The sequence below is a fragment of the Glaciimonas sp. GG7 genome (genome assembly GCF_052976905.1).
Map to the genome: position 1 here is coordinate 1 of NZ_JBRIIQ010000061.1, position 25,117 is coordinate 25,117.

23 protein-coding genes and 2 pseudogenes are annotated in these 25,117 nt (G+C 51.4%); 11 read left to right on the forward strand and 14 right to left on the reverse strand.

The window, feature by feature from the left end; genetic code table 11:
- Positions 1 to 520: 520 nt before the first annotated feature.
- A complete protein-coding gene (locus tag ACVBEF_RS14125; RefSeq protein WP_447124581.1) occupies positions 521 to 1,102 on the reverse strand; it encodes a cysteine hydrolase family protein in 582 nt (193 codons plus the stop codon).
- A gap of 466 nt (positions 1,103 to 1,568) precedes the next feature.
- On the opposite strand from ACVBEF_RS14125, the gene hutH reads away from it, so the two are divergent.
- Positions 1,569 to 3,125 carry a histidine ammonia-lyase gene (gene hutH / locus ACVBEF_RS14130; protein WP_447124582.1) on the forward strand — a complete coding sequence of 519 codons (1,557 nt, stop codon included), beginning with the start codon at positions 1,569 to 1,571 and terminating at the stop codon, positions 3,123 to 3,125.
- Positions 3,126 to 3,195: 70 nt separating this feature from the next.
- Complete coding sequence (locus tag ACVBEF_RS14135) at positions 3,196 to 3,432, forward strand: hypothetical protein (protein WP_447124583.1); 237 nt, start codon at positions 3,196 to 3,198, stop codon at positions 3,430 to 3,432.
- Between the two features lie 74 nt (positions 3,433 to 3,506).
- Here ACVBEF_RS14135 and ACVBEF_RS14140 read toward each other — a convergent pair.
- Together ACVBEF_RS14140 and ACVBEF_RS14145 are read right to left on the reverse strand one after the other, a co-directional pair.
- A pseudogene (locus ACVBEF_RS14140) lies at positions 3,507 to 3,878 on the reverse strand (IS3 family transposase); the annotation flags it as partial.
- 27 nt (positions 3,879 to 3,905) lie between these two features.
- Positions 3,906 to 4,037 (reverse strand): annotated as a pseudogene (locus ACVBEF_RS14145) (transposase); the annotation flags it as partial.
- 304 nt (positions 4,038 to 4,341) lie between these two features.
- Between ACVBEF_RS14145 and ACVBEF_RS14150 the strand changes: the two are divergent.
- On the forward strand, positions 4,342 to 5,784 hold the full coding sequence (locus ACVBEF_RS14150; protein WP_447124584.1) for an ankyrin repeat domain-containing protein: 1,443 nt from the start codon (positions 4,342 to 4,344) through the stop codon (positions 5,782 to 5,784).
- Between the two features lie 69 nt (positions 5,785 to 5,853).
- Here ACVBEF_RS14150 and ilvD read toward each other — a convergent pair whose 3' ends face one another.
- Positions 5,854 to 7,731 carry a dihydroxy-acid dehydratase gene (gene ilvD, locus ACVBEF_RS14155; RefSeq protein WP_447124585.1) on the reverse strand — a complete coding sequence of 626 codons (1,878 nt, stop codon included), beginning with the start codon at positions 7,729 to 7,731 and terminating at the stop codon, positions 5,854 to 5,856.
- A 377-nt stretch (positions 7,732 to 8,108) separates the two neighbouring features.
- Here ilvD and ACVBEF_RS14160 point away from each other — a divergent pair, with 377 nt between their 5' ends.
- Positions 8,109 to 8,741 carry a hypothetical protein gene (locus tag ACVBEF_RS14160; RefSeq protein ID WP_447124586.1) on the forward strand — a complete coding sequence of 211 codons (633 nt, stop codon included), beginning with the start codon at positions 8,109 to 8,111 and terminating at the stop codon, positions 8,739 to 8,741.
- A gap of 246 nt (positions 8,742 to 8,987) precedes the next feature.
- Positions 8,988 to 10,280 (forward strand): cystathionine beta-lyase, encoded by a 1,293-nt coding sequence (gene metC, locus ACVBEF_RS14165; RefSeq protein WP_447124587.1) that lies wholly within the window; start codon positions 8,988 to 8,990, stop codon positions 10,278 to 10,280.
- 12 nt (positions 10,281 to 10,292) lie between these two features.
- Here the strand turns inward: metC and ACVBEF_RS14170 are convergent, their stop codons facing one another.
- Positions 10,293 to 10,760 (reverse strand): Lrp/AsnC family transcriptional regulator, encoded by a 468-nt coding sequence (locus tag ACVBEF_RS14170; protein WP_447124588.1) that lies wholly within the window; start codon positions 10,758 to 10,760, stop codon positions 10,293 to 10,295.
- Positions 10,761 to 11,083: 323 nt separating this feature from the next.
- On the opposite strand from ACVBEF_RS14170, the gene ACVBEF_RS14175 reads away from it, so the two are divergent.
- Positions 11,084 to 11,743: a HugZ family pyridoxamine 5'-phosphate oxidase gene (locus ACVBEF_RS14175; RefSeq protein WP_447124589.1), complete on the forward strand. Its 660-nt coding sequence runs from the start codon at positions 11,084 to 11,086 to the stop codon at positions 11,741 to 11,743.
- 14 nt (positions 11,744 to 11,757) lie between these two features.
- Here ACVBEF_RS14175 and dmeF read toward each other — a convergent pair whose 3' ends face one another.
- Positions 11,758 to 12,756, reverse strand: coding sequence for a CDF family Co(II)/Ni(II) efflux transporter DmeF (gene dmeF / locus ACVBEF_RS14180; protein WP_447124603.1), 999 nt, complete (start codon positions 12,754 to 12,756; stop codon positions 11,758 to 11,760).
- A 13-nt stretch (positions 12,757 to 12,769) separates the two neighbouring features.
- Positions 12,770 to 13,054 (reverse strand): metal/formaldehyde-sensitive transcriptional repressor, encoded by a 285-nt coding sequence (locus tag ACVBEF_RS14185; protein ID WP_447124590.1) that lies wholly within the window; start codon positions 13,052 to 13,054, stop codon positions 12,770 to 12,772.
- A 227-nt stretch (positions 13,055 to 13,281) separates the two neighbouring features.
- Between ACVBEF_RS14185 and ACVBEF_RS14190 the strand changes: the two genes are divergently transcribed.
- Positions 13,282 to 13,983: a glutathione S-transferase family protein gene (locus ACVBEF_RS14190; protein WP_447124591.1), complete on the forward strand. Its 702-nt coding sequence runs from the start codon at positions 13,282 to 13,284 to the stop codon at positions 13,981 to 13,983.
- Between the two features lie 39 nt (positions 13,984 to 14,022).
- On the opposite strand, the gene ACVBEF_RS14195 is transcribed toward ACVBEF_RS14190, so the two are convergent.
- Both ACVBEF_RS14195 and ACVBEF_RS14200 read right to left on the reverse strand, forming a co-directional pair.
- A complete protein-coding gene (locus ACVBEF_RS14195; RefSeq protein WP_447124592.1) occupies positions 14,023 to 14,718 on the reverse strand; it encodes a haloacid dehalogenase type II in 696 nt (231 codons plus the stop codon).
- 434 nt (positions 14,719 to 15,152) lie between these two features.
- On the reverse strand, positions 15,153 to 15,908 hold the full coding sequence (locus ACVBEF_RS14200; RefSeq protein WP_447124593.1) for a DUF6969 family protein: 756 nt from the start codon (positions 15,906 to 15,908) through the stop codon (positions 15,153 to 15,155).
- 541 nt (positions 15,909 to 16,449) lie between these two features.
- On the opposite strand from ACVBEF_RS14200, the gene ACVBEF_RS14205 reads away from it, so the two are divergent.
- The 4 genes from ACVBEF_RS14205 to ACVBEF_RS14220 all read left to right on the forward strand — a co-directional run bounded on the left by ACVBEF_RS14205 (position 16,450) and on the right by ACVBEF_RS14220 (position 18,448).
- Positions 16,450 to 16,839, forward strand: coding sequence for a thioredoxin family protein (locus ACVBEF_RS14205; RefSeq protein ID WP_447124594.1), 390 nt, complete (start codon positions 16,450 to 16,452; stop codon positions 16,837 to 16,839).
- Positions 16,839 to 17,567, forward strand: coding sequence for a cytochrome c biogenesis CcdA family protein (locus ACVBEF_RS14210; RefSeq protein ID WP_447124595.1), 729 nt, complete (start codon positions 16,839 to 16,841; stop codon positions 17,565 to 17,567). The genes ACVBEF_RS14205 and ACVBEF_RS14210 overlap by 1 nt, the downstream gene beginning before the upstream one ends.
- Before the next feature lie 137 nt (positions 17,568 to 17,704).
- Positions 17,705 to 17,914: a YgaP family membrane protein gene (locus ACVBEF_RS14215; protein WP_447124596.1), complete on the forward strand. Its 210-nt coding sequence runs from the start codon at positions 17,705 to 17,707 to the stop codon at positions 17,912 to 17,914.
- A gap of 3 nt (positions 17,915 to 17,917) precedes the next feature.
- Complete coding sequence (locus tag ACVBEF_RS14220; protein WP_447124597.1) at positions 17,918 to 18,448, forward strand: RNA polymerase sigma factor; 531 nt, start codon at positions 17,918 to 17,920, stop codon at positions 18,446 to 18,448.
- Between the two features lie 51 nt (positions 18,449 to 18,499).
- Here the strand turns inward: ACVBEF_RS14220 and ACVBEF_RS14225 are convergent, their stop codons facing one another.
- The 5 genes from ACVBEF_RS14225 to ACVBEF_RS14245 form a co-directional block, all read right to left on the reverse strand.
- On the reverse strand, positions 18,500 to 20,143 hold the full coding sequence (locus tag ACVBEF_RS14225) for a 3-(methylthio)propionyl-CoA ligase (protein ID WP_447124598.1): 1,644 nt from the start codon (positions 20,141 to 20,143) through the stop codon (positions 18,500 to 18,502).
- 65 nt (positions 20,144 to 20,208) lie between these two features.
- Entirely contained in the window at positions 20,209 to 21,372 is a 1,164-nt protein-coding gene (locus ACVBEF_RS14230; protein ID WP_447124599.1) for a porin, read from the reverse strand.
- Positions 21,373 to 21,683: 311 nt separating this feature from the next.
- Complete coding sequence (locus ACVBEF_RS14235) at positions 21,684 to 23,018, reverse strand: MFS transporter (protein ID WP_447124600.1); 1,335 nt, start codon at positions 23,016 to 23,018, stop codon at positions 21,684 to 21,686.
- 78 nt (positions 23,019 to 23,096) lie between these two features.
- Positions 23,097 to 23,993, reverse strand: a complete 897-nt coding sequence (locus ACVBEF_RS14240; RefSeq protein WP_447124601.1) for an SDR family NAD(P)-dependent oxidoreductase — start codon at positions 23,991 to 23,993, stop codon at positions 23,097 to 23,099.
- A gap of 265 nt (positions 23,994 to 24,258) precedes the next feature.
- On the reverse strand, positions 24,259 to 25,117 hold an 859-nt coding region (locus tag ACVBEF_RS14245), incomplete at its 5' end, for an AraC family transcriptional regulator ligand-binding domain-containing protein (protein WP_447124602.1).

Sequence of the window (25,117 nt, forward strand, 5' to 3'; positions counted from 1 at the left end):
CGCTAGCGCTCAGTGTTACCGATTGCGAGGTATTGAAAACATTCGCCATCGACACAGCCGCCCTATTGGGCGAGCATGCCATCGGCGAAACCGAATGGCTCAATAGCCATACCCGCACGCTACAAAAAGCCAGAAAAGCCGCACTAGAAAATGCCGCCCAAGCCTGCAAAAAATAAGCCCGCAGCACTGGCGCAGCCACAGTTGCAGTTGCAGTTGCAGTTGCTTTTGACGTTGCCGTTGCTTTTGAAGTAGCAGTTGACGTACCCCGTCATTTGACGCTGCCAAATTTTCCTGCCGACAGACGGATCAGGCTGATGACATGTTTGAGCGCAGCGAGTTGGTCATCAGACCCGGCTGGCGGTAGGGAAATTTGGGGACCCGAAGGGCAGCGGCATTTGCGGTCGCCTTCTTTTTGGTTACTTTTTCTTGGCGAAGCAAGAAAAAGTGACCGGCTGCCGGGCCGCCCCCGGCAAGCATCAACGGAGTAGAAAACGTATTCAAAACGACGACCGAAACTGTATTAACCCAAAGCCGCAATCACATCCCCCGAACGCACAACATCCGCCTGCCGCGGCAACACCTTCTGTATCAATACCTGATGCACCTCAGCATCAGGATCAGCACACGCATCCTCAACCACAACAATCCGATAATCAGCATCAGCCGCATGCCGCGTAGTGGACAACACCACCCCACTAGTAGACACCCCACACAACAGCAACGTATCGATATCACGTGCCCGAAGAACAGTTTCAAGCGTGGTATTACTAAATGCGCCAACCCGATGTTTGAGAATCACAACGTCAGTCAACGCTGGCTGCACAACAACATCAATATCCGACCCCGGCGACTCGGTCACCAACCATCCGGCAGCCTTGGCTGCACTAAACATTTTGTTACGCGAAGACACTTCAGGATGCCCCGGGCGAAATCCAACCACGATGTAAATCACCAGCAAACCGGCTTTACGGGCGGCGGCGATAGTCGCTGCGGTTGCGGTCAGTACTGGTAGCGGATCGCTTAACAAGCCTAGAATCGGTGCCTGAAAATCCATGACCAGCAAAGCACTACGCGCTGGATGTAAGGTAAAAGTATCAGACATGCTTGCGTCTCCAAATGAAAGTGTTTATGAAGCTACCGGCAGTGTTACCGGTGCCACGATAGCCGGAACATTATCCCCCGCCAACTGCAATGGCCCGGTGCCGCTATAACGATCGAGCAACAGATAAATTACAGGGGTAATAAATAGGGCTGTTTTAAAAAATCAATTCACAACATACAAAATTGACTGAGGCCGTAGTCTACGCTCCCGTCTGCTTGCTGCCAATCGCTTACGTCTGTTTCAGAGCGAGAGCGGTAATGAAATCCTGCAAGGATGGTCTTCTTCATGCTTATGTCGTTAGATGCGTCAAAGAAAATGCCCCAAAACAGTGTTGGCGGACAATGATATTGTTTGAAAATATTTTAAGTTGTATATACATATTTTCTTCATATCGGGATAAGATAACCCACTCCAAAACACTAAAAATAATAACGAGATCATTTAACCAAACAACGTAAGGACCAATATGAAATCCGCACCATTAACATTGCAACCGGGTCATTTTTCACTTGCAGATTTGCGCGCCATCTGGGCCGAAGCCACGCCGCTGAAACTGGCAGAATCTGCGCATATAGCGATCAATGCCTCCACCGCAGTAGTCAAGCGTATCGTTGCCAAAGGCGATGCCGCTTATGGGATTAACACAGGCTTTGGCAAACTCGCCAAAACGCGTATCCCGGATGAACAGCTTGAACTCCTCCAACGCAATCTGATTTTGTCCCATTCAGTCGGCACCGGCCCATTGATGAACGACGCCGCAGTACGGTTGGTGATGGCGATGAAAATCGGCAGCCTGAGCCGTGGTTACTCCGGCATCCGCTTGTTGGTGATTGAGACTTTGCAGGCGTTATACAACGCCGGGATCATGCCTTGTATTCCTATCAAAGGCTCGGTCGGTGCCTCTGGCGATCTGGCACCGCTGTCGCACATGACGCTGGCCTTGATCGGCGAAGGCGATGTCCGCGTCGCTGGCAAATTAATCTCGGCACGCGCAGCGCTGAATGCTGCGGGGATCGCGCCGGTAGTACTGGCCTCCAAAGAAGGCTTGGCGCTCATCAACGGCACGCAAGTATCTACCGCACTGGCATTGCACGGACTGTTCATGGCCGAACGTCTGCTAGAAGCCGGGATCGTGGCCGGGGCGTTATCGGTCGATGCCGCCAAAGGCAGCGACGCACCGTTTGACGCCCGCGTGCACAGCGTGCGCGGCCAGCCGGGACAAATGGCCACGGCGCAGATTTATCGTGCATTACTTAGCAACAGCAATATCCGGCAATCGCATCTGGTCAATGATGAACGCGTGCAAGACCCGTACAGTCTGCGTTGCCAACCGCAGGTCATGGGCGCGTGCCACGATTTAATCGTCAACGCTACGCGCACCTTGCTCATTGAGGCAAATGCGGTAACGGACAATCCGCTGATCTTTATGGGCGAAGGTGCAGATGACGATGTCGTGATTTCGGGCGGCAACTTTCACGCAGAACCGGTCGCCTTTGCTGCCGACACACTGGCGTTGGCGATTGCCGAAATCGGCGCGTTGTCAGAACGCCGCATCGCCTTGTTGATTGATGCCTCGCTCTCAGGATTACCGCCGTTTCTGGTGGATGAACCGGGCCTCAACTCCGGCTTCATGATCGCGCACGTCACAGCAGCAGCGCTGGCCTCCGAGAATAAATCGATGGCGCATCCGGCCAGTGTCGATAGCCTGCCAACCTCGGCTAATCAGGAAGATCACGTCAGCATGGCGACCTTTGCTGCACGGCGCCTGGATGAAATGGCGCGCAACACAGCGACGATTATCGGGATTGAATTGCTGGCTGCAGCCCAAGGAGTGGACTTTCATGCGCCATTGAAGACCTCGCCGATGCTGCTGCAGGTGCATCAGGATGTGCGGGGGAAAGTGCCGTTCTATGCGCGTGATCGGTTATTCGCACCGGATATCGAGAGTGCCTCGCAGATGGTGTTGGATGGTGATGTTAGTGGTTCTTGTAAGGCGTTGTTTGCGCATTTGTATGTGTCTTGAGAGCGTTCCGTCGCATTAGCAGAGACAAATCGGATTGTTCCATCGGTTTGGTCACGTGCTTGATAGCCCGATGTCTCTGCTAGACAATATTGTTGATGTATTTGATCTGCCGAACGACGATCGAGATGTCTCTGTCGGCATTGATCTCATCGATCGCCGCCTTGTCGGCATCACTTTTATCTACCGTGACTTTTTCAGAAACGCCATGCGCCTGCATGGTCTTGTCAAAAAACGTTTCGCAGCTACTTTGTCCCACCTTGCCGTCAATAGTGAATCGGTCGTATTGCTTTCCTTGCCTACGGACTGAATCTGAGCGCCTAGTGATCGATTGATCGACGGGTGATCGACTGAGGTGCTCTGTCAATCCCGGACACAGGTGTCTCAAGCAGATTTTTGCTCCTTCCTGAATTTATTAGCAAATGCGGCAGGAGATAAATTTCCTAATCGTGAATGCCTGCGTTGACAGTTATAAAAAATTTCAATGTACTCAGCGATGGAGGCTTCAGCTTCAGCGCGGGTAGCATATCGCCGATGATGAACCAGTTCATTTTTCAAGCTTCCCCAGCAGCTTTCCATCGGCGCATTGTCATAGCAGTTTCCTTTGCGTGACATTGAAACGGTCATGCCAAACTGCTCTACCAATTGGCGATAAGCATGTGCACAATACTGGCTGCCACGATCAGAATGATGAATCAATCCAGCCAATGGTCGATGATGGGCTACGGCACGCCATAGAGCACGGCTTGTCACTTTACCTAACTTAGGTTCCTTAGCAAGCACCACCCATTTGGCTAAATTGCTTTGCGACATACCTAACCGCTTGGCAGCTTCTCTTGCGGATAAACCTTGGCTTAATACCATTTTTACCGCCTCAGCTTTGAACTCCGGGCTATATCTTTTTTGCGTCTTCATTCACACTCCTTTGATCGTAGTTTATCAAGTTTGTGTGTCCGAATTTGTCAGGCTACCTCACCCCTAACACCTCTGTCTGCGGTGTACTAACTTGCATCGCAGCACCGGCAAAATATGGAAGTAATTTTCTTGGCGTATGGATAAGCTCTGGCGCGGCTCGTTTTAGTAGGTCTACCAGACGGAATTTTTGGCTTTTATATATTTATGACTTATGCATCAGATGGCGAGACCAGGATGATTTTTATAAACCCTATAAAAAAGTCGTTATACAAAGCGCTCCTCCAAATCTAAGGATTTATTTTTTATGATTATTACTGTAAACGACATCACGAACAGCAATCAAACCTCACCCATTTCAAGCAGCCCTGAATCGCCTCTTCCCGAGAGGCTATTGGTAACTCATGCGTCGAATCAAAACTTACCCACTTCATCGAGCGACGCTACTTCTTCGGGTGATGAATTAACCAGAGAAAGTTTCTTGGTGAACTTTGTTGCTGGTCAAAAAGAAGAAGATTCCAAGACCACGATCAATATGCTCCCCGCAGAAATACATGCAAATATTGTTAAAAGATTCAGCAATCTTTCAGACCTCACTAAACTAGCAACATTCAGTCAGGTGTATAGCGATGAAGCTGCTTTTTGTTTTCGACAATTTGATAAAAAAACACAAATTACAGAACTCCATAAAGCAATAGGCCTCGATGATGAATCACAAGCGCTACAAGCGCTCAACTTTTGCATTAAAAGTGGTGTTGAAGCAGACGTTTTGAATGCCATTAAAAACCAGAGCACACCCTTACGGTTAGCAGTAAAAAAGGGACATACGAAGGTAATTAAAGTACTCGTGGGTCTTCCCGAAGTTGACATTAACCTAACTGAGCCGTTATCTGAGGCTATTGGGCACAAGAAATTAAACATAGCCAATTTTCTCCTTGACCAGCCAACAATCCGCCCGGATAGCACTGATGATATGTCGGATCTTGCGCTCGCAGCGGCGATTGAAGATATGCAGCTAGTCAACAGGTTTATTGCGCGTCCGGATTATGTCCCGCATCTAGAACCTTTGTTAGCAGTTGCAAGGAGGGGATGTATTCCGATTGGTCAGACCATACTTGCGGCGGACGTTCATTGCAACGCAATCAACGGACTCGGATTCACAGCCTTAGGATTATCTGCACATAATGGACACATAGCGTTCGTTAAAATGCTTCAGAAAATACCTGACATTGACATGAACGCAGGCGAGCCTTTCTTAAACGCAGCAACTGAGAATAAGTTGGAAATGTGTCAATTATTAATTGATGACGGTCGCTGTGATGTCAATCGCATCGATACTGACGGCAACGCCGCCTTAAATAAGGCATTAAACAAAGCATTTGACAATAATTCCATGGATGGAACCAACAATCTAAAAATAATAGATATGCTTGTAAAGCATCAAGGGACTGACTTGACGCTAGCAGTATCTTCACTAGTGAAGCTTGCTGAAGAGTGTGTAGAGACAGCTGAGCAAAGGATCGAGAGATTCAATTCTTTTGCTCCCCCCTGGCTAAAAAATGGAAAAGCACTCATTGCAGCTGGTAATGAACAGCTTCTATTGGTGGGAGAACTGGCTAGCGCTGCTAACGATCCAACCCGTGCCGCTGATAAAGCATCCTTACATCGGGATGCATGGGCTAAGGCTATTGAAAAACACTTAGAACTAAAAAAATTGCTGATTGCTTTTAAAAAATGGTCATCTGAGTAGGATGACTTCAATATTTAACATCCATTAAAAATGCGCCATTGGCGCATTTTTTTGATTTAACGCGTTGTTTTAACGTTTCAACTGACTAATATCCCGCACCGCACCGCGATCAGCCGATGTCGCCATCGCCGCATACGCTTGCAACGCTTGCGAAACATAACGCTGGCGATTAACCGGCTTCCATGCATCCTTGCCCTTGGCATCCATCGCAGCACGTCGCAGCGCCAACGCCTCATCACTGATCGCCAGGTGAATACGACGATTCGGAATATCGATTTCAATCGTATCGCCATCCTCAACCAAACCAATCGCACCGCCTTCCGCCGCTTCCGGCGAAGCATGGCCGATCACTAGTCCTGACGATCCGCCGGAGAAGCGACCATCCGTGAACAGTGCGCATGATTTGCCCAGACCTTTGGATTTGATATACGAAGTCGGATACAGCATTTCTTGCATGCCGGGGCCGCCTTTTGGACCTTCGTAGCGAATGATGACGGTGTCGCCAGCCTTGACTACATCACCCAGAATTGCCTCAACTGCCGAATCCTGACTCTCGAACACGCGCGCTATTCCCGTAAATTTGAGGATGCTTTCATCAACCCCAGCGGTTTTGACGATGCAGCCGTTGACTGCCAGATTACCGTACAACACCGCCAGACCGCCATCTTGCGAATAGGCGTGCTCTTTGTCGCGGATGCAACCGTTGCTGCGGTCCATATCCAGACTGGCAAAGCGTTTTTCTTGCGAGAACGCGGTTTGTGTCGCGACCCCGCCCGGTGCGGCGCTGAACAGTTTATGGACAGCCGGGTCCTGGGTTTGGGTGATGTCGTTGTGAGCGATTGCCTCGGCCAGATCTTTGCTGTGGATGGTCGGGCGTGTGGTGTCGAGCAAGCCTGCGCGTGCCAGTTCACCCAGAATGCTGATGATGCCACCGGCGCGATGGACGTCTTCAATATGATATTTGTCAGTCATCGGCGCGACTTTGCACAGGCAAGGAACGTGGCGTGAAATACGGTCAATGTCGGCCATCTTGAATTCAACTTCGGCTTCTTGCGCCGCTGCCAACAGATGCAGCACGGTATTGGTCGATCCGCCCATGGAGACGTCTAACGTCATGGCGTTTTCAAATGCAGCCTTGTTGGCAATTGTGCGTGGCAGGACGGAGTAATCGTCTTGCTCGTAATGGCGTTTTGCCAGTTCGACGATCAAACGACCAGCGCGCAGGAATAGTTCTTTGCGATCCGCGTGGGTTGCCAGAATCGTGCCGTTACCCGGCAAGGCTAAGCCCAGCGCTTCGACCAGACAATTCATTGAGTTAGCGGTAAACATACCCGAACAAGAGCCGCAAGTCGGGCAAGCCGAGCGTTCGATTTCATCGATATCGGCGTCGCTGACCGAGGCGTCACCGGCCTTGATCATGGCGTCCACTAAATCAATTTTGATGATTCTTTGGGTACCTGGCGGTTGGCCGGGGATGACTTTTTCAATGATTTTTCCGGCTTCCATCGGACCGCCCGAGACAAACACGACCGGAATGTTGAGGCGCATCGCGGCCATCAACATGCCGGGGGTGATTTTGTCGCAATTTGAAATACACACCATGGCATCGGCACAGTGCGCATTGACCATGTATTCGACCGAGTCGGCGATCAGCTCACGCGAAGGCAGGGAGTACAGCATCCCGCCGTGACCCATGGCGATACCGTCATCGACGGCGATGGTGTTGAATTCTTTGGCAACGCCGCCGGCGGCTTCAATCTCGCGGGCGACCATTTGGCCGAGGTCTTTCAGGTGGACATGACCGGGGACGAACTGGGTGAAAGAGTTGACCACCGCGACAATCGGCTTGTCGAAATCGCCATCTTTCATGCCTGTAGCACGCCAAAGTGCGCGTGCGCCGGCCATATTGCGACCGTGGGTGGTGGTGCGTGAGCGATATTCCGGCATGACTTCAATCTCCAGTGTTCTTATTCAATAAGGTGTGGGTAAAAATAACAAAAAATAGTGGCGAATCTGCGGCTAGAGTGCCTTGGGCCTAGCGCGTTGTCAAATATATGATTTAGACATCATTAAGATGTTGTGCATATTAATTGATATGGATAAGGTCAGTATTGGATTGGGAATTTATTCGACTGGATAAGCCCTGCGTACGAGATTTCTTATTGGTCGACAGAAAAGTCTGTCGAAATTCAGAAAAAACCTAGATTAAAGAAGCACTTTTCGCTATGTAATCCAGAGTATTCTCTTTTGCCTATATGCAATACTTCCGCTCCAAATATTCAATTAAGAAGTTACAGGGAAATAATATGCAAATAGGTGCGACTATGACTGCCTTTAAATCTCTATCTACGTCCGAGTCTGCTCCCCAACAAAGTGAACCGATCAGGATTGTTGGTAAAGAAGAAGCTCGAAATGCAGTTGAGTCGATGCAATATGACATTCGTGAAAATTGGCACCCAATTAAAATGGAAGAGTTTTATATTGATAATCCAGTTGCAGTGATGCAACAAGAAAAATGGAATTCAAGAATTGAGGGCTCTATGGCGCTATTACGGCAATTTGATTTTGAATCGGATGTTCTGGTCGTTGGCTATGCAAAAGGAGAGGGCGATGAAGATATTCCTGCTGGTGTCATGTCGATGGACATGGGGCGTTCTGAGGGGCGTCTCGAAATCAATCAGATAATAGTCCATCCTGGAATTCAGGCGCTGGGGCCAGTGATGATGGAAGAGGCTGTCAATATATCGCATGCAGAGGGCTATTTTGGAGAGCTATCTCTCTCGGCTCTGTATGGAGCGGATGCTTACAAGTCGCTTGGATTTGTTGCCGAAGAAAATACTCTCTCCAGGATGTATTTAGTCCCAGACGATCAACCTGATAAATGGGACATCGTTGATAACAAATGGAAATTTATAGGAAATTCCGGTATCGATCCCCTAAGTCCGACAGGCTGCTAGTACGCTTAATCCCCCTTTGATTGCGTTACATTCAGAAATATCGGACTAGTTATGAAATGACGAACATTTATTCAGATTTGGAAAATAAATTATTAAATTAAAAATCATTATTTTTTATCTTATTAATATTGATAAAAATTTCTAATTTATTACCACTCAAAGAAGATTTTGGAAATTTTTTCCTGATGAGTCCATTTAAAATTGTTCCTGGTAATCTCGCCATGCAGGCCATTTGATGGAAAAAATATGTCTTCAATTATCTCTTCAAACGCAAGTTCAAGCGTCACTTCAAATGCCTCCGGCGATGTCCACATTGATATGAATGCTGATTTGGCTAACTTATCGAATGCGTTATCAAGTAAACATCGCGCGCAGCACGTTGATACCCAACTCATTCACGCCGGTCGTGCGCCGTCACTCTACGGCGGCATGGTCAACACGCCGGTTTTTCGCGGCTCAACCATCATGGCGGACAACCTCGATGATTGGGAAGCCGGGCGTCAGACTGACAATCCAATGGCCCAATATGGCCGTTTTGGCACCCCCACCACGCGCTCATTCGAGCAGGCCATTACCACGCTGGAAGGCGGCGATCATGCGCTGGTGTTTCCGTCGGGATTGTCGGCTTGTACGCACAGCATCATGGCGTTCGTTCAGGTCGGCGACCATGTATTAATTACCGATAGCGCCTATGGCCCGACCCGTACTTTTGCTGAGCGCGTATTGCGCCGCATGGGCGTTGAGGTGGAATTTTTCGATCCTCTGATCGGTGGCGAAATTCGCCATTTAGTGCGTCCCAACACCCGCATCGTCTTTGTGGAGTCGCCCGGCTCATGGACCTTTGAAGTCCAGGATATTCCCGCCATTGCGGAAGAAGCGCACAAAGTCGGCGCTTACGTGCTGATGGACAATACGTGGGCGACGCCCTTGTATTTCAAGCCGTTCGAGCACGGCGTCGATGTCTCCATACACGCAGCGACCAAATATATCGTCGGCCATTCTGATGCATTGCTAGGCGTGGCCAGCGCAAATCAACGAGCGTGGCCGATTTTGAAGCAAGGCGCGCATGATTTTGGTCAGACTGCCGGTCCGGATGATATCTATCTGGCCTTGCGCGGTATGCGCAGTATGGCGGTACGTTTGCGTCAGCATTGGGATAGCGGCATGCAGTTGGCAGAATATTTAGGAACGCAGCCGCTAGTCGAACGTGTCTTGCATCCTGCCTTGCCATCAGACCCAGGACATGCGCTCTGGAAGCGCGACTTTCTTGGTGCCAGTGGCTTGTTCACGATTGAATTGAAACCGGTAGGCCGTCCTGCGCTCGCCAGTTTTTTTGATAGCCTGGAGTTATTCGGTATCGGCCTGTCCTGGGGCGGGTACGAGAGTCTTGCGCTACCGATCGACAAACCGCCAACCCGCGTGGCATCGCGCAAGACGTATGAAAATCCGTTGATACGGATTCATGTCGGCTTGGAAAATATCGACGATCTCAAGCGCGACATGGAACGGGCCTTTACCTGCATGGCGGCGGCGCTTTAAGCGCTGCAACAATTAATCAACGTCGAGGTATGCCAGCGGTAGCGCTGTAGTGTGTTTAATCTGCTCCATCGCAAAGCTGGCGTTGACGTCAAACAGCGCATTCGTTTGTGTCAACTTTTGATATACCTTGTCATAGGCGGCGATATTCGGCACCACTATGCGAAGAAGATAATCGACATTGCCGCTCATACGGTAAAACTCGACTACTTCCGGGATGAGTTGCACCGTGGCACTGAACTGCTCATACCAAGCCGCATTATGTTGATTGGTTTTGATTGAGACAAACACTGTCACGCCCACATTGAGCTTGTTTGGGTTAAGCAGGGCAACCCTGCGTAGTAAATAGCCGTTTTCTTCCAGTTTTTGAATCCGACGCCAACACGGCGTGAGCGACAAGTTCACCTTCTCGGCAATTTCGGCGACCGCCACGGTCGCATCTTCTTGCAGGATTGCCAGTATCTGTTTATCTATTTTGTCCATCTTGTACTTACTTTGAGCTTGTTAATTAAAAAGCGCTTTTCGGCCAATTTTCGACGGAAAAACACATGCACCATTGTGGCTGCAATCGGGGATGATTTCCATTATCTGATGCTGTTTCGAAGCCAGTTTTTTTCTGATTGCGCACCCGTAGAGAAACCCGCAATGTTCACCCTGACAGACGCGGGTGGAGGAAGGTATTCACAAAAAGGGAGGTTTTCATTCGTAGGCCAAGTGGTGATTTTGTATGCGCTCAGGGCATATAATAATGTACTTTTATTAGCATTTTTGTCGTTGGTAGTCCCCCATTTATTGAATGCTAGCGTATGAAAATTAATTTTCCCTCTGCAATACATTTGCTCCATGAAACCACCTGGGGCAATTTGGCGACGCATTCAACACAGCTTCCCGGCTATCCTTTTGCAACGATTTTACCGTTTGCGGTCGATGAACAACATTGCCCGATATTTCTTATCAGCGCTCTGGCCGAGCATACAAAAAATCTGATGGCGGATTGCCGTTCAAGTGTATTGATTCATCGTCAGGATCATCAAAATATGTTGACGACTGAACGCATGTCGATTGTTGGCGATGCGATAGCGATTACCCCTTCGCCGGAGCTAATCGCACGTTATGTTCGTTATCACCCTGATGCCAGGGATTATCTGGCATTGGGCGATTTTTCCTTTTACCGCCTGCAGCCGCAGCGGGCGCGTTACGTTGCCGGATTTGGTCTCATGGGTTGGGTTGAAAAGGATCAATGGGAGAGGGCAGAAGTGTTGTCTCTGATCGATGAAAGAAATCTGCTGCAAGAGATCGCCGATACCTTTTCGGGTTCTTTTAGAGGACGGGTATTGGGCATTGATAGCTATGGCTTCGACGTCGAAAAAAATGGCCAACGTAGCCGCGAACGGTTTCCCGAAACAGGCGTAACTGTTGACCAGATTGGCGATGTTGTCAGGCGATTTCTTGCGACGATGGAATAAGCTTTCACCTGACACTACGCCAGGCGCTGCGCCGTATGGACTTCGACAGTGATGTGAGATAACCCTTTGCATTGCCGCAGGGCACTATGAAAGTAAGCCGGTCCATGTGCAGGATCGTTGGTGACCAGAGAAGCGACGACCCCGAAGTGTCCGGGGCCTAAGCGCCAGACGTGCAAGTCGACCAATTTATCCCCCGCCACTGCAACGATAGCGCGTACCTTATTTGCCATCGTATCGTCGGAGCTGACATCCATCAGAATCGCTCCCGTATCGCGCACCAGGCCAAATGACCAATTCGCAATGACCAGCGCGCCAACAATACCGGCCACCGGGTCCATCCACAGCCAGCCAAACGTCTTTGCCAACAGTAGGCCGATAATTGCCAGCACTGAGACGGCGGCATCAGCAACAACGTGAACATACGCTGCACGCATATTGTGATCGCGTATGTCTGGGCCATGCGCGTGGTGCGCATGTTCATGAATGTGCTCATCATGCTGGTGATGCTCAGCATGTGCATGCTGGTTACCATGACTATGCCCGTGATGATCGCCGCCGCTCAATAACCACGCACTGACGATATTGACCAACAATCCTGCGATGGCAATCGGAATTACTTCACCGAAGTGAATCGGTATCGGCGACATAAGACGTGCAATCGCCTCATAGCCGATCAGCGCCGCGATCATTGCCAAAATAATAGCGCTGGTAAATCCCGCCAGATCGCCCAACTTACCGGTGCCGAACACAAAGCGCGGGTTGTTCGCATGTTTGCGCGCATAGGTATAGGCCAGCGCTGCAATGAGCATCGCCCCGGCGTGCGTCGATATGTGTATGCCATCGGCGACCAACGCCAGTGAGCCAAACAGTTTGCCGCCGATAATCTCGGCCAACATCATCACGCTGCACAGGACGATCACAGCCCATGTTTTTCGGCCGTTCTGATCATGACCCTCACCCAAAAATACATGGTCATGCCCGACCGCAAAGGGCGTTTCGTAAAAATTTTTCAGTTCCATAATGGGCTCACTTAAAAAAACTATGCACAACGTCGATTAGCTGCTCTTTGGCGTCCCCGTGCTCTCTATGTTCACCTTCATGGGCATCCGCGTCGACTAAATGCGTTCGAATATGATCTTCCAGCACCACGGCCAGCAAGCCTGTCATTGCGCCACGGCAACTGGTAATTTGCTGCAACACGTTGATGCAATCGCTCTCGTCGACCAATGCGCGTTCAATCGCATCAATCTGCCCTCGAATACGACGTACCCGATTTAGAAGTTTTTGTTTGTCACGAATAGTATGACTCATAGGACAGCTCTGATATCAATGAAATATAGGGTAGGGGACTATATTATATTTAGAGATGTATCAGATGGCAATGTGGGATTTTTGTAATCTGTGCTGCACCAACGTTAACTTGTTTAATCGTCTATTATCCGACTTGAAAATGCATCTGTTGCGACGCCACATGCGGCCAACGCATATTTCCCTCAAATTTATCGATTCGCGCCCATACCACTCTCCAAGGAACGTCCATGACCAGTAAACTTCACCTCTACACTTCGCCATCGGCCTTCCCGAATCCACAGCGCTTGCGCCTGTTCATCCATGAAAAAGGCATTGCTGACCAGTTCGAAGAAACTGTCTACGATATGGCTCCGGGCGGAGAACAACGTAAATGGCCGCATTTAAAAATGAATCTTTGGGGCGAAACACCAACGTTGGCGCTCGAAGGCGGCGGTTATCTGTCGGAGACGGCGGGTATTGCGCGTTATCTCGATCAGCATTTCCCCGGCCGAAAAATCATGGGTGCCACGGCGCTTGAGCAAGGGCAGGACACGATGTGGGAAAACCGTATCTGGACCCATATTCTGTATCGCATCGTCACGATGTTCCATGTCATGCATCAAGGTCTCGGCCCAAAACTGGAGCTGACGCACAATCCGCAATGGGGCGAACATTGCCGCAAAGAAGCCTTATCACATGCCGCGCTCGTTGATCGTCATCTGTCCGATGGTCGTGCGTGGATGCTAGGTGGCGACGCGCCAACTTTCGCCGACATTACCTTGTGCACGGCTATTGCATTTTCGAAGTTTGAGGTCAATGCAACACCGCTGGATGAGCGCTTTGAACATCTCGATGCTATGTGGCGGCGCTGGAAAGAACGGCCAAGTTTTCAGGCCGCCTATGCGGATGGCGGCAGCGGTCTTGCTGAATTGGCGGATTTGAAAAAATAATGATTTTGACGGCGTAAAAATATCGGGCGGCAAGTACCCCTAACATCCAAGAATATCTGCCAGCGCAACAATGCTAGTTGCATGATAAGTATTCTCAGGATGCGCAGAGACATCCTTTATCCGACTGGCCCCAAACTCACGGGGGCGTTCAATGTAAGCCGTCTTTAAGCCTGCCTTGCGCGCCCCGTCCAAATCGTCCTGATGCGCAGCAACCAGCATGACTTCATCTGGTGCGACATCAAATATCTTGGCAACGCCGAGATAGGTCGCCGGATCCGGTTTATATTTTTTGAATACTTCCGCCGACAAGATGCAATCCCACGGCAATCCTGCATGTTTCGCCATATTGGCAAGCAATCCGATGTTGCCGTTAGACAGGGAACAAATAGTGAACCGGGATTTCAGGCGTATCAAGCCCTCGACTGAATCCGGCCACGCATCGAGTCGATGCCAAATTTTGTTTAAACGGCGCTTCTGCATCTCATCCAAGCCACCCACGTCAAACCGTTCGAGCAGATCATCGAGAATCAAGCGATGCAAATCATCGATCAGCGTCCAACCCAACTCACCCGATGCAACTCTTTGCATAGCCGGCTTATACCCATCCCGCCACGCAAGAGCAAACTCCGCGCCATCTATCCCCAGCTGCATACCGTCAATTTCGCGGGCGATGCTGGCGTGCCAGTCAACGACTGTGCCGAAGATATCGAAGGCTAATATTTTTATGTGTGTCATTGTTTGTCTGATTTTTCCGAATAGATAAAATGATGGATGAGCAACGACACCAGGGAGCCGGAAAAGCGTGCTCACCAAGCAGGTAACAGTATTGACTGACAAAATATTCAACGCAATCACTTATAGGTGACTTGACGCGGTCAACTGCGTTTTCAGGTTAAATCGAAGGATGCCCGGTTGCCTTCACCAGAGTCCCTCCACGTCGCCAGATTTACGCAGATGCTGGGTAAATTGATCAGATAAAAAGTCGACTCTTTTTTGCCGATACATTCAACTGTTCAGGATAGACCTCAAAATATCGGAGGAGGGTAATACCCATGCTCCGAGTACCTGGTACAAACGCCTAGCGACAGGTCGTTGTCGTTGACGGTGTAGAGCCGGATCAGCTCATCTTTGGCATCGGGTAGTGCCAGCAGGCGGTCGCGCTCAGTGACTTAATCGGTCATGAAAGCAGATAACTTCGCATCCAGATCAATGCGGACTTCCGAAAGCAGTTCCAGCGTTTCGTCTCGCAGCTTGTCGGCAGCGGGATGCGAGTGCAGGGCGTCGTCTCGCCGCCACATCAATTCTCGCAACTCCGGCTCACATAGCCGGGTGACCGACTCGATGACAGCATCGATGTCTGGATGCCCGGTGTTGAGCTCCATTGACGAGATCAGTTCCAGGCTCAAGTCTGGCCCTAGCATTAAGTCGCCCGTCACCCAACTGTTGACAGTGAACAGCGAGATGGGTAATCCCTTCGAGTCGAATCCGATAGTGAGCAGATGTCGCGTCGTCGAATTGGCAGACGGGTTGCCGCACAGCTCGGCGAAGGCGCGTTCCGACCTTGATTGCCGCCTTCTTCCCCATAGGGGTTTTCTGGCAAATAAGTGAATGTGACCATGCTCCACCGCACCAGGTCGATCCTCGGGACTGTGCGAGTGATAAAACCATTGGTAGCCGCTGGATTTGTCGATGGCATCATCTTCCGGGTAGTGCGCCCACTGCTGCGGAGCTTGGTCAGCCAGCAATCGACCTAGCAGGTGTACGCCACGCTCGGCCAGACCCGCGTAAGTATCCAGTAGGCGCCGCCCGGCCGCCGCCAGACGGACGTCGGGCTGGAGCGAACGTGGCCGCGCTACCGTCATGAAGTTCAGTTCTTGGGTGTGCACTTTGGACCACATTTGGGGGCGCAATTGCTGGCCCCGCATTTGACAGACTTTTTACCAGTGTGCTTTTTCGCGTGGCATTTCGGCGCGCACTTGGTACCACATTTCATCATAGCGCTGGGTGTGCACTTAGCCGGGACTGCGGTGGTATCTTGGGCTGCTGCGGGCAATGCCAGGGTTGCTGCGGTTAAAGCGGCCAGTGTGGCCAGTTTCAGTTGTGTCTTCATGCGGTTCTCCTAAAAGATGAATAGTTGAGGACTGTCCTCACCAGCTAAGAGGTCACATCGCTGCATTTGGGTTCGCGGACAGCGAAAAATTTTTTCTCGACTGCGAATCGTTTTGCTCTTTCACCGCCTCTTAGTCAGTAACTACTATGAAAGGAGGTATTCCATGAAAATCGCGTCGTTCGCATCCTGCGATGCCAACCATGGCGCTTTCTTGACCAGCTTCGCCAAACCTTACCCGCACACTGTAGCCATGGCATGCAACCAGCTTGGCCGTAAAGCGTGTACAAACCTACATGGCCATAATGCAAAAAACCTTCAAGACCGCCCATTTACCAACCTGTACCAAGGAGAACTCCATGAAACGATCTAGCATCCTCTTTACCGCGCTCATACTGTGGGCTGCAGTCGCAGTCGCATCTGCAGCCGAGCCAAAACCTTTTACGCAGCAGGATTTCGATAAGCTGGCCCATGACGGCAAGCCGGTCGTGTTGGATGTGTCTGCCACCTGGTGCCCAACCTGTAAGGCCCAGAAACCCATCATAGAGAGCCTTTCTAAACAGCCTGCCTACAAAGACGTGGCGATCCTAACGGTGGACTTCGATACTGAAAAAACTGTCCTCAAGCAATTCAAGGTCAGCATGCAAAGTACCTTGATCGCTTTCAAGGGTGGTAAGGAAACAGGCCGTTCCGTCGGCGACACCACGCCTGCCGGAATCGAGAGTATGTTCAAGAAGGCGGCCAACTGATGGAATTTGGGCTTGGCTCCTACGGGTTTGGCCTGCTGGCCGGGTTGCTCTCTACCTTGTCGCCTTGTGTCTTGCCTATCTTGCCCATTTTGTTGGGCTCGGCCACGGCTGCGCATCCTCGCGCGCCACTGGCCCTGGCAGGTGGCCTGGCTCTCTCGTATGCCATCATCGGAACACTGATCGCATGGGCGGGCTCGGCCATCGGCATTGACGCCTCCCTCTTCCGAAATGTAGGTGCTGTGATCTTAGGTGCGCTCGGACTAGTGTTGATGTCAGCTAGCCTACAGCAGCGCTTCGCTGCGGCCACGTCCGGGATCGGTAATGCCGGTGACAATTTCATTTCCCGCCTTAATCTCAATGGCATCAAAGGACAATTCGCCATCGGTTTGGCATTAGGCGTAGTCTGGAGCCCTTGTGTCGGTCCCACACTCGGTGCCGCCGTCATGCTGGCCAGCCAGGGATCGCACCTGCTGCAAGTCGCCTTGCTCATGGGCATTTTCGGCCTTGGCGCTGCCATACCAGTCGTCGGTCTTGCCTATCTCTCCCGCGCCGCTATGATGAGGATGCGCGGAAAGCTGATGCAGGCAGGGAAAACTGGAAAGATCGTACTGGGAGCCATGATGATGAGTATCGCAGTGCTGATACTGACTGGAGCCGACAAGCCGCTTGAGACGTGGCTAGTCGAGATATCTCCCGCCTGGTTGACTACATTGACAACGCATTTTTGATACGACGTCATACAGACTTGACCTTGCCTGACATACAGAGATGTTTTTTCAGTTGATCCGCGAACCGTTTTGCTTGCCCGGTCCCTCCTAACAAGGGAGGGACGTCCTCGGTCCTACAACCACAAAAGGAGAATGAAATGTTCTACGCAAAAAATATGCCCAACTGGGAACGTGCGCTGCGTCTCATCATGGGTGTGATGGCACTTGTGTTTGTCGGCATGAACTGGGGCTCGTCGGACTTGGGTATTGGTGCTGGCATCATGGGTGCCATGTTGGCTATGACGGGTCTGTTTGGCTTTTGCCCCATGTGCGCGATGGTAGGCCGCAAGCTCGACAAAAGGCACTGAATCATGACGGTAAACGTGATCGAACGAGAGAGCCTGATCTTGGCGGCCCAGACCGGAGACCAGGCGGCGATCTCTCGTCTGCTAGTAGTATGCCAGGCGGATGCCCGCCGTTATGCTCGCAGGCATTGCCACGTCAGCGATATTGATGACGCCGTACAGGAGTCCTTGCTGATTATTTCGCGCAAGGTCACGGGCCTGAAAGTCGCCGTTGCCTTTTCCTCTTGGCTATTCACCGTCATCAAGCGCGAATGCCGGAAGCTTGAACGCATGATGTTCAAGCATGCGCCGCTGGAAGATGAAGTGGCCGAGCAGCAGGTGGCCTGCCGAACCGATGATGCTTTGAGAATTGACCTCACGCATGCGCTTGAATCGTTGCCAGCGCACTATCTTGAGGTCGTGCTGCTACGTGACTTTGAAGAGCTGACCATCGCAGAAATCGCCGAGCGTCTCGGGGAGCAGCCTGGTGCAATCAAGAGTCGGCTGCACCGTGCTCGGGAACTCGTGCGTGAATATCTGCTAAGTCCAGACGACTGATTGCTGCACCCGCTCAAATCCTCCAGGATCGTCCCCTACAGAGATTGCACCTCATAGCGTAGGAAGTACGTAATGCACAAACTGTTCGCGCAACTTGTTCTTCAGGATCTTGCCGGTCGCGCCCGTGGGAAGCGCGTCGACAAAAACTACATCGTCAGGTGTCCACCATTTGGCGATCTTACCTTCATAAAAGGCGATCAATGCATCCCGATCCAGAACCGCATCGGGTTTTTTGACGACCACCAATAACGGACGTTCATCCCATTTTGGATGCTTCACCGCGATGCAGGCCGCCATGAAAACAGCCGGATGCGCCATCGCAATGTTTTCGAGTTCAATTGAGCCTATCCATTCGCCGCCAGACTTGATGACGTCCTTGTTGCGGTCGGTAATTTGCAGGTAGCCATCGGCATCAATATTGGCAATGTCACCGGTCGGAAACCAACCATTCCCCTCAGCATCGATTTCAAGGCAGGCGTTGCCTTCATTTTTGAAATAGGCGCTGACAACCCACGGGCCGCGTACCAGCAAGTCCCCTGAAGATTTGCCATCCCACGGCAGTTCGCCGCGGTCTTCGCCGACGATTTTCATGTCCACACCATAAATCGAACGCCCCTGTTTCGCCTGAACTGCGTAGCGTTCTTCAGGGCTGGCCGCTAACAATCGGGGTTTGAGCGCACAGACGGTTCCGAGCGGACTGAGTTCGGTCATCCCCCAGGCATGCAAAACATGCACCCCGTAAACATCTTCGAACTTGCGCAACATGGCCGGTGGGCAAGCACTTCCGCCAATCACGGTGCGCGTCATGCTTGAAAACTTCACCCCGTTGTGTTCCATGTAACTCAGCAAACTTTGCCAGATGGTCGGCACGCCTGCCGCCATTGTCACTTGTTCGGTTTCGAGGAGTTCGTGGAGTGATTTGCCATCCATTCCCGGACCCGGAAACACCAGCTTGGCACCGACCATGCAGGCGATATAAGGAATACCCCAGGCGTTGACATGAAACATCGGCACCACAGGCAAAATAACGTCCCGCGCAGAACAGTTCATCGCGTCCGGCAATGCGGCAGCATACGTGTGGAGCAGGGTAGAGCGGTGACTGTAGAGGACGCCCTTGGGGTTGCCTGTGGTGCCCGAGGTGTAACACAAGGCCGATGCCGTATCTTCGTCAAACGTCGGCCACGCATAGTCGTCCGACGCCGCATTGAGCAATTCTTCGTAACACAACAGGTTGGCAATCCCTGCATCTTGCGGCATATGTGCGCGGTCGGTCATGGCGACGAAAGCTTTGACTGTTTTGCACTCGGCGGCGATCAATTGAATGATGGGCAAGAATGTCAGATCGAAGAAGAGATACTGATCTTCCGCGTGATTCGCCATATACGTCACCTGCTCAGGATGCAAGCGCGGATTGAGTGTGTGCATGACCGCACCCATACCCGAGATCGCATAGTAAAGCTCCAGATGCCGGTATCCGTTCCATGCCAGCGTCGCCACCCGGTCGCTGCCCTTGACGCCTAACCCTGTCAGTACGTTCGCCAGTTGACGCGCACGGCGGTGACAGTCGCGATAGGTGTAGCGAAAAATATCGCCCTCGACCCGACGCGAGACAATTTCGGTATCGCCATGATGACGATCTGCATGCACGATTAATGAGGAGATTAATAATCTCCCGGACATCATTAAGCCATTCATAGTTTTTCCTTTTTAATGCGGTGGAAGTGCCGAAAGACTCGGCACTTCCACCACAATTCTCGTGCTTAAAAGTTATGCCGGATACCCAGCGCAAGCGCTTTAACGGTAGCCCCGGCAGCCGAAGGTCCAACAGCCGGATCACTCGCCACCAGCGCAAAGGCCGCAGTAGAACTGTTGTTGAGTATGCCTGAAGTAGCATAAAGAGATGTACGTTTCGATAACGGATAGACATAACTTAACGCGAAGACATTGGCTGTTTTAGCCGCTCCGACTGCCGCATCCTGGCGCATCCGCTGCAAGTTCACCAGCACAGTACCGGTCCCCAAGGTCGCGGTGCCGCCTAGCCAAACGTCGCTGGTGTCGCTATGCGCGATGGGTTGCTTAGTCTGAAAGTAGCCGGTTGCCACGGAAAAATTTCCGAAGGTATATTTAACGCCGACGACCGCATCTTTGCGTGCGCCGGTTGTGCCATCGAAAGCGGCCTGAGCTCCGGTACCGACTACCGTTGGTAATTGAATTTGTTGATACGTACCGGAAACCAGCAGCCCATCCACAGCGTACCGACCAGAAACGGCCCACATATGGTTAGCATCGCTTGGGAGACCGCCTGCACCCCCCGGGCTTTCTGAGCCAAAACTAAACATGGCGCGTCCCTGGAAACCATCAAGTTCAGGCGAAACATAAAACACCGCGTTGCTGGCACGTCCGAACCGATCGGACCCGGTACCTGACAGCAGCACGATTTGCTGGACGTTGCCGTACAAGCCTAGCTTTTGTACATCCGTATCGAGAACCGTCCAATACAGCGGGGTATAGTCGCGGCCAAAAGAAAGGCTGCCGAAATGTCCTTCAAGACCGACGAAAGAGCGCCGATTGAAAAGACCGTTGATAGAAGCGCCACCCGGTGAGCTTGGCGTAGCCGTGGAAGGATTACCCGAGTAAGTCTTCATGGCCCCGGTATCGGAATCAAAACCGGCCTCAAGCTGAAACTTCGCTTTTAGTCCGTCGCCAAGATCCTCTGTACCCATAAAACCCCAGCGCGAAGGAACCAGAATGCCGGACGTCACCGACAGCGCGTTCGATGCCTTGGGAGCGACTGCGCCATTGTCGGTGTACGCGACGCCCGCATCGACGGTGCCGTAAAAGGTGACGCTTGATTGCGCGTAACTGGCAGCCGAAAGGGTGGCTAAAGTAGCGAAAGTGGCTATGGATAAAATAGATTTTTGCATGTTGTTGTCTCCGGATTTTTATAATTTTCGTGCGATGAAGTAATCGTTCTGAGCGATTTTTCCGCACTTTTTTAGAACTTTTTGACGATGGTTGTTAGCTTTTAATGTTCTGGCCTCTTGGGTTGTCCTACAAATCACCAAACGAAACAACGCACGCAGCAAAGCGCAAAGCGCGTTTGTCCCGACGGGTAGCGATTCGTCAAAATACGTTGCTATGGGAGTCGGCACCGGAGGTGCCGGGATACGATTTTTTCTGACGATGTACGCACTATCAGAAACTGTTTGCTACACGTGTTATCAGCGCATATCTGTCAAGACGCCTCGGCTAGCGCGCTAGCTGTCGCTGCATTCTGATTCCCTGAAAAGCCATCCGAACGTATCGACTTAGCCAGAACAGGTACCAGACAAAGCCCAAGCAATGAAGCCGCCACCGCCACATACAATCCGGAATCGCTCCGACCAGACGAAGCCTCTGCCAAGCCGAACAAATAAGGGCCGACAAATCCACCAATCAAGCCGATGGTATTGATAAACGCAAGACCGGCTGCGGCTTGGATGCCCTGTACGCGTTTCATCGCAACGGCCCAATAGAGAGGCAAAATTCCGCCACCAAAGAACGCCGTCAGAATAAAAAGAGCAACCTTGCCGACATGCTGTGTCGTGAGGATTAACGCCAGTGTACTGACGGCGAATCCCGCTGTTGCCAAGCCGAGTGACCATGCATCATGACCGAAGCGGCGATGGAGTCTTGGCAAAGTCAGTACACCCAGCAAGACGCCGACACCGATGCTGCTGGCTAGCAGACCAATCAAAAACGGCTGTTTAATCTGCATTTGCGCAATGATAGAAGGGGTGAAAAATACCAGCCCTAAAAAAGCCACCTGATTAAAGAAGTAGATGCAGCCGATCAAAATCGTCGTTGGATTTTTCAACGCCAAGCGCCAGTGTTTTGCGTAACCGTGTGCGTGCTTTTCCGGATTGGCATTTTTCTCCAGAATATTAGCCTCGGCTGTGGTCAGCCAACCCGCATCGCTCGGACGCTCAGGCAGCTTAAACCACAGAAATATGCCCACGAAAATAGTCGGCAAGCCTTCCAGTAAAAATAGCCATTGCCATCCGTGCAGGCCGCCAATTCCATCCATTTGCATCAACGCACCGCCCAGTGGATTACCAATCGCTAATGCCAGTGCTGGCGCGATGTAAATCCAACCGACCACAACGCCTCTGTCTTTTGGCGCAAACCATAATGTCACCATGTACATCAGGGCAGGGAATAAGCCCGCTTCAGCGACGCCTAATAAAATACGCAGCGCATAAAAAGAATACTCGCCCTGAATAAACATCATCGAAGCTGAAATCGCGCCCCAAGTCACTGCGATTCTGGAAATCCAGCGACGAGGTCCAACCCGATATGCCATCAAATTACTGGGTACATCAAGCAATGCATAGGCCAGAAAAAAGATGCCCGCACCGATACCATAGGACCCAGCACTAATGCCCAAATCAATAGCGAGATGCGCTTTCGCAAGGGAGACGTTGGTACGATCTAAAAAGGACATAAAGTAAATCGCACACATCATCGGAATCAGCCTTGCCATGGCCTTACCGGTAGCCTGCTGGTGCGCCAGATCGAAATCGTTTTTCATTATTTTGTCTCCGTGAATATAAGGGTATTTTTTTATAGTTGTTCAACAGCACTACAGGGAATCAATATGCAAAGAAACTTAATCCTGTGATGCAGCTCTTGCCAGTTCCGTATATTTCTTGGTCTGCGCAAACGCGTTCGGCAATGACCGCGCATTTGCCAGGCTGGCCATCTGCTCAAAGCGGGCGGTGAGCTGTTCTGGTGTGCGCGCATCCGGCGGCAAATAGATGCCGTCGCTCTCGACGACATGGACCACAGCGTAGGCACCGGCACCGGCGCTGAGGATGACTCTGGAAGGTGCATCTTCACTGGTCAAAAACAGCATCGCCGGACTCACCGATTCTGGTGTGGCTAACGCCAGGACTTCGGGCGTAAACAACCCCTCGGTCATGGCCGTTGCCGCGGTCGGAACTAAGACATTGATCCGGATATCATTTCTGGCTCCTTCGATATGTAGCACGTTCATCAGTCCCACCATCGCAGCCTTTGCCGCGCCATAGTTTGCCTGTCCAAAATTACCAAACAGACCGGAGCCGGACGACGTCAGCAAGATGCGTCCATAGTTCTGGTCGCGCATGATTTGCCAGACTGCTTTCGTACAATGAGCAGCACCGCCCAGATGCACCTTGACCACCAAATCGAAATCGTCCATGTCCATCTTGGCAAACGATTTATCGCGAAGAATGCCAGCGTTGTTGACCAACACATCAACGCGACCCCAGGCTGCCATGACCTCGGCCATCATTTTCCGGACTTGCTCGACATCACTGACGTCCGCACCTGAGGCCATCGCGATGCCTCCGTGACGATGGATTTCTTCGACCACGGCAATCGTACTTTCTGAGGGCTTTCCATCTGCGCCCAGATCGCTCACAACAACTCGCGCACCGCGCGCAGCAAGGGCCAATGCATGGCTGCGACCTAAACCGTTGGCAGCGCCGGTGACGATGGCGACACGATTATTGAAGCTAATCATTTGATCCTTTACAGTTTAAAAACGATGAAGACAGCACAGCTTGAGGACTCACGGAAGAACCGCGAAGAACGCAACTTACGGCTGGAGTATAGGAGGGGATTGAACCCGCAGAGGTAGCACATCAAGCCAACAACATGGCTTATCGTGCCAAATCGCTATGGTGTTTTTTAGTGGGGTACGTAAAAATGAACAGTGAAGATAGCTGTCGGATGGATGGGCAATCCGGATTCGGATGCCGATTTAACTGCTCAGGCGCAACAGAACGCTATTCCTCAGCAACACTCCTGTATGCACGAGGAGTAACCCCCGTCCACAGTCGAAAAGCGCGGTAAAAAGATGATGGATCTTCAAAGCCGAGATCGTGGGCAATTTGCGCCACCGTATCTTTAGAGTGCGCAAGGCGATCGATGGCAATATCACGCCGCAAATCATCCTTGATCTCTTGAAAAGTCTGGCCTTCGTTAGCCAGACGCCGCGCCATGGTCCTGACCGACACGCGCAGTGCGCAGGCCACCTCGGCTAACGTCGGTGTGCTCGGATTGGTGTCAAGCAGGTATTGCCATACTTCGCTGCGCGCCGGATGGGCGCTGACAGCCGGATGGAGCCAGTCTCTGGGTTGATGCGCCAAAAAAGAACGCATCTCCGGCTCGTTGCGCTGTACTTTGATGTCGAGCAATGCGGCTTCAAACACCATCTGCGCCTTAGTCTGATCAAAATACAATTTGCAAGGAAAAAGCAAACTCAAGTCATCAAGGTAGTGCGGTTTGGGAGCCGTAAAATCGACTCTCACGAGAGGAAGATTGCGCCCGATCAACCATGAAGCCAGGCCATGAAACACCTTCAGATTGAACTCAATGGCCATCGGATTGAATCGCCGCGTAGTTCCATATTCCTCGACCGTTAATGTACAAAATATCGATCCACGCGTTAATCGCAGTTCGTAGTCGTCGTTGATCAGTCTCGAAAAGCGGCTGTAGCGATAAATCGCCGCGCCAATAGTGGGAGCCGACATCATTGCCATGAGGGCATACTTCATCGCCCCGACAGGCACCCGGCGCGACAACAGCCCGGGATCGATTCGTGCTCGATGAACCGGGCGCTTAGAGAAGCTATCACCGACTGCC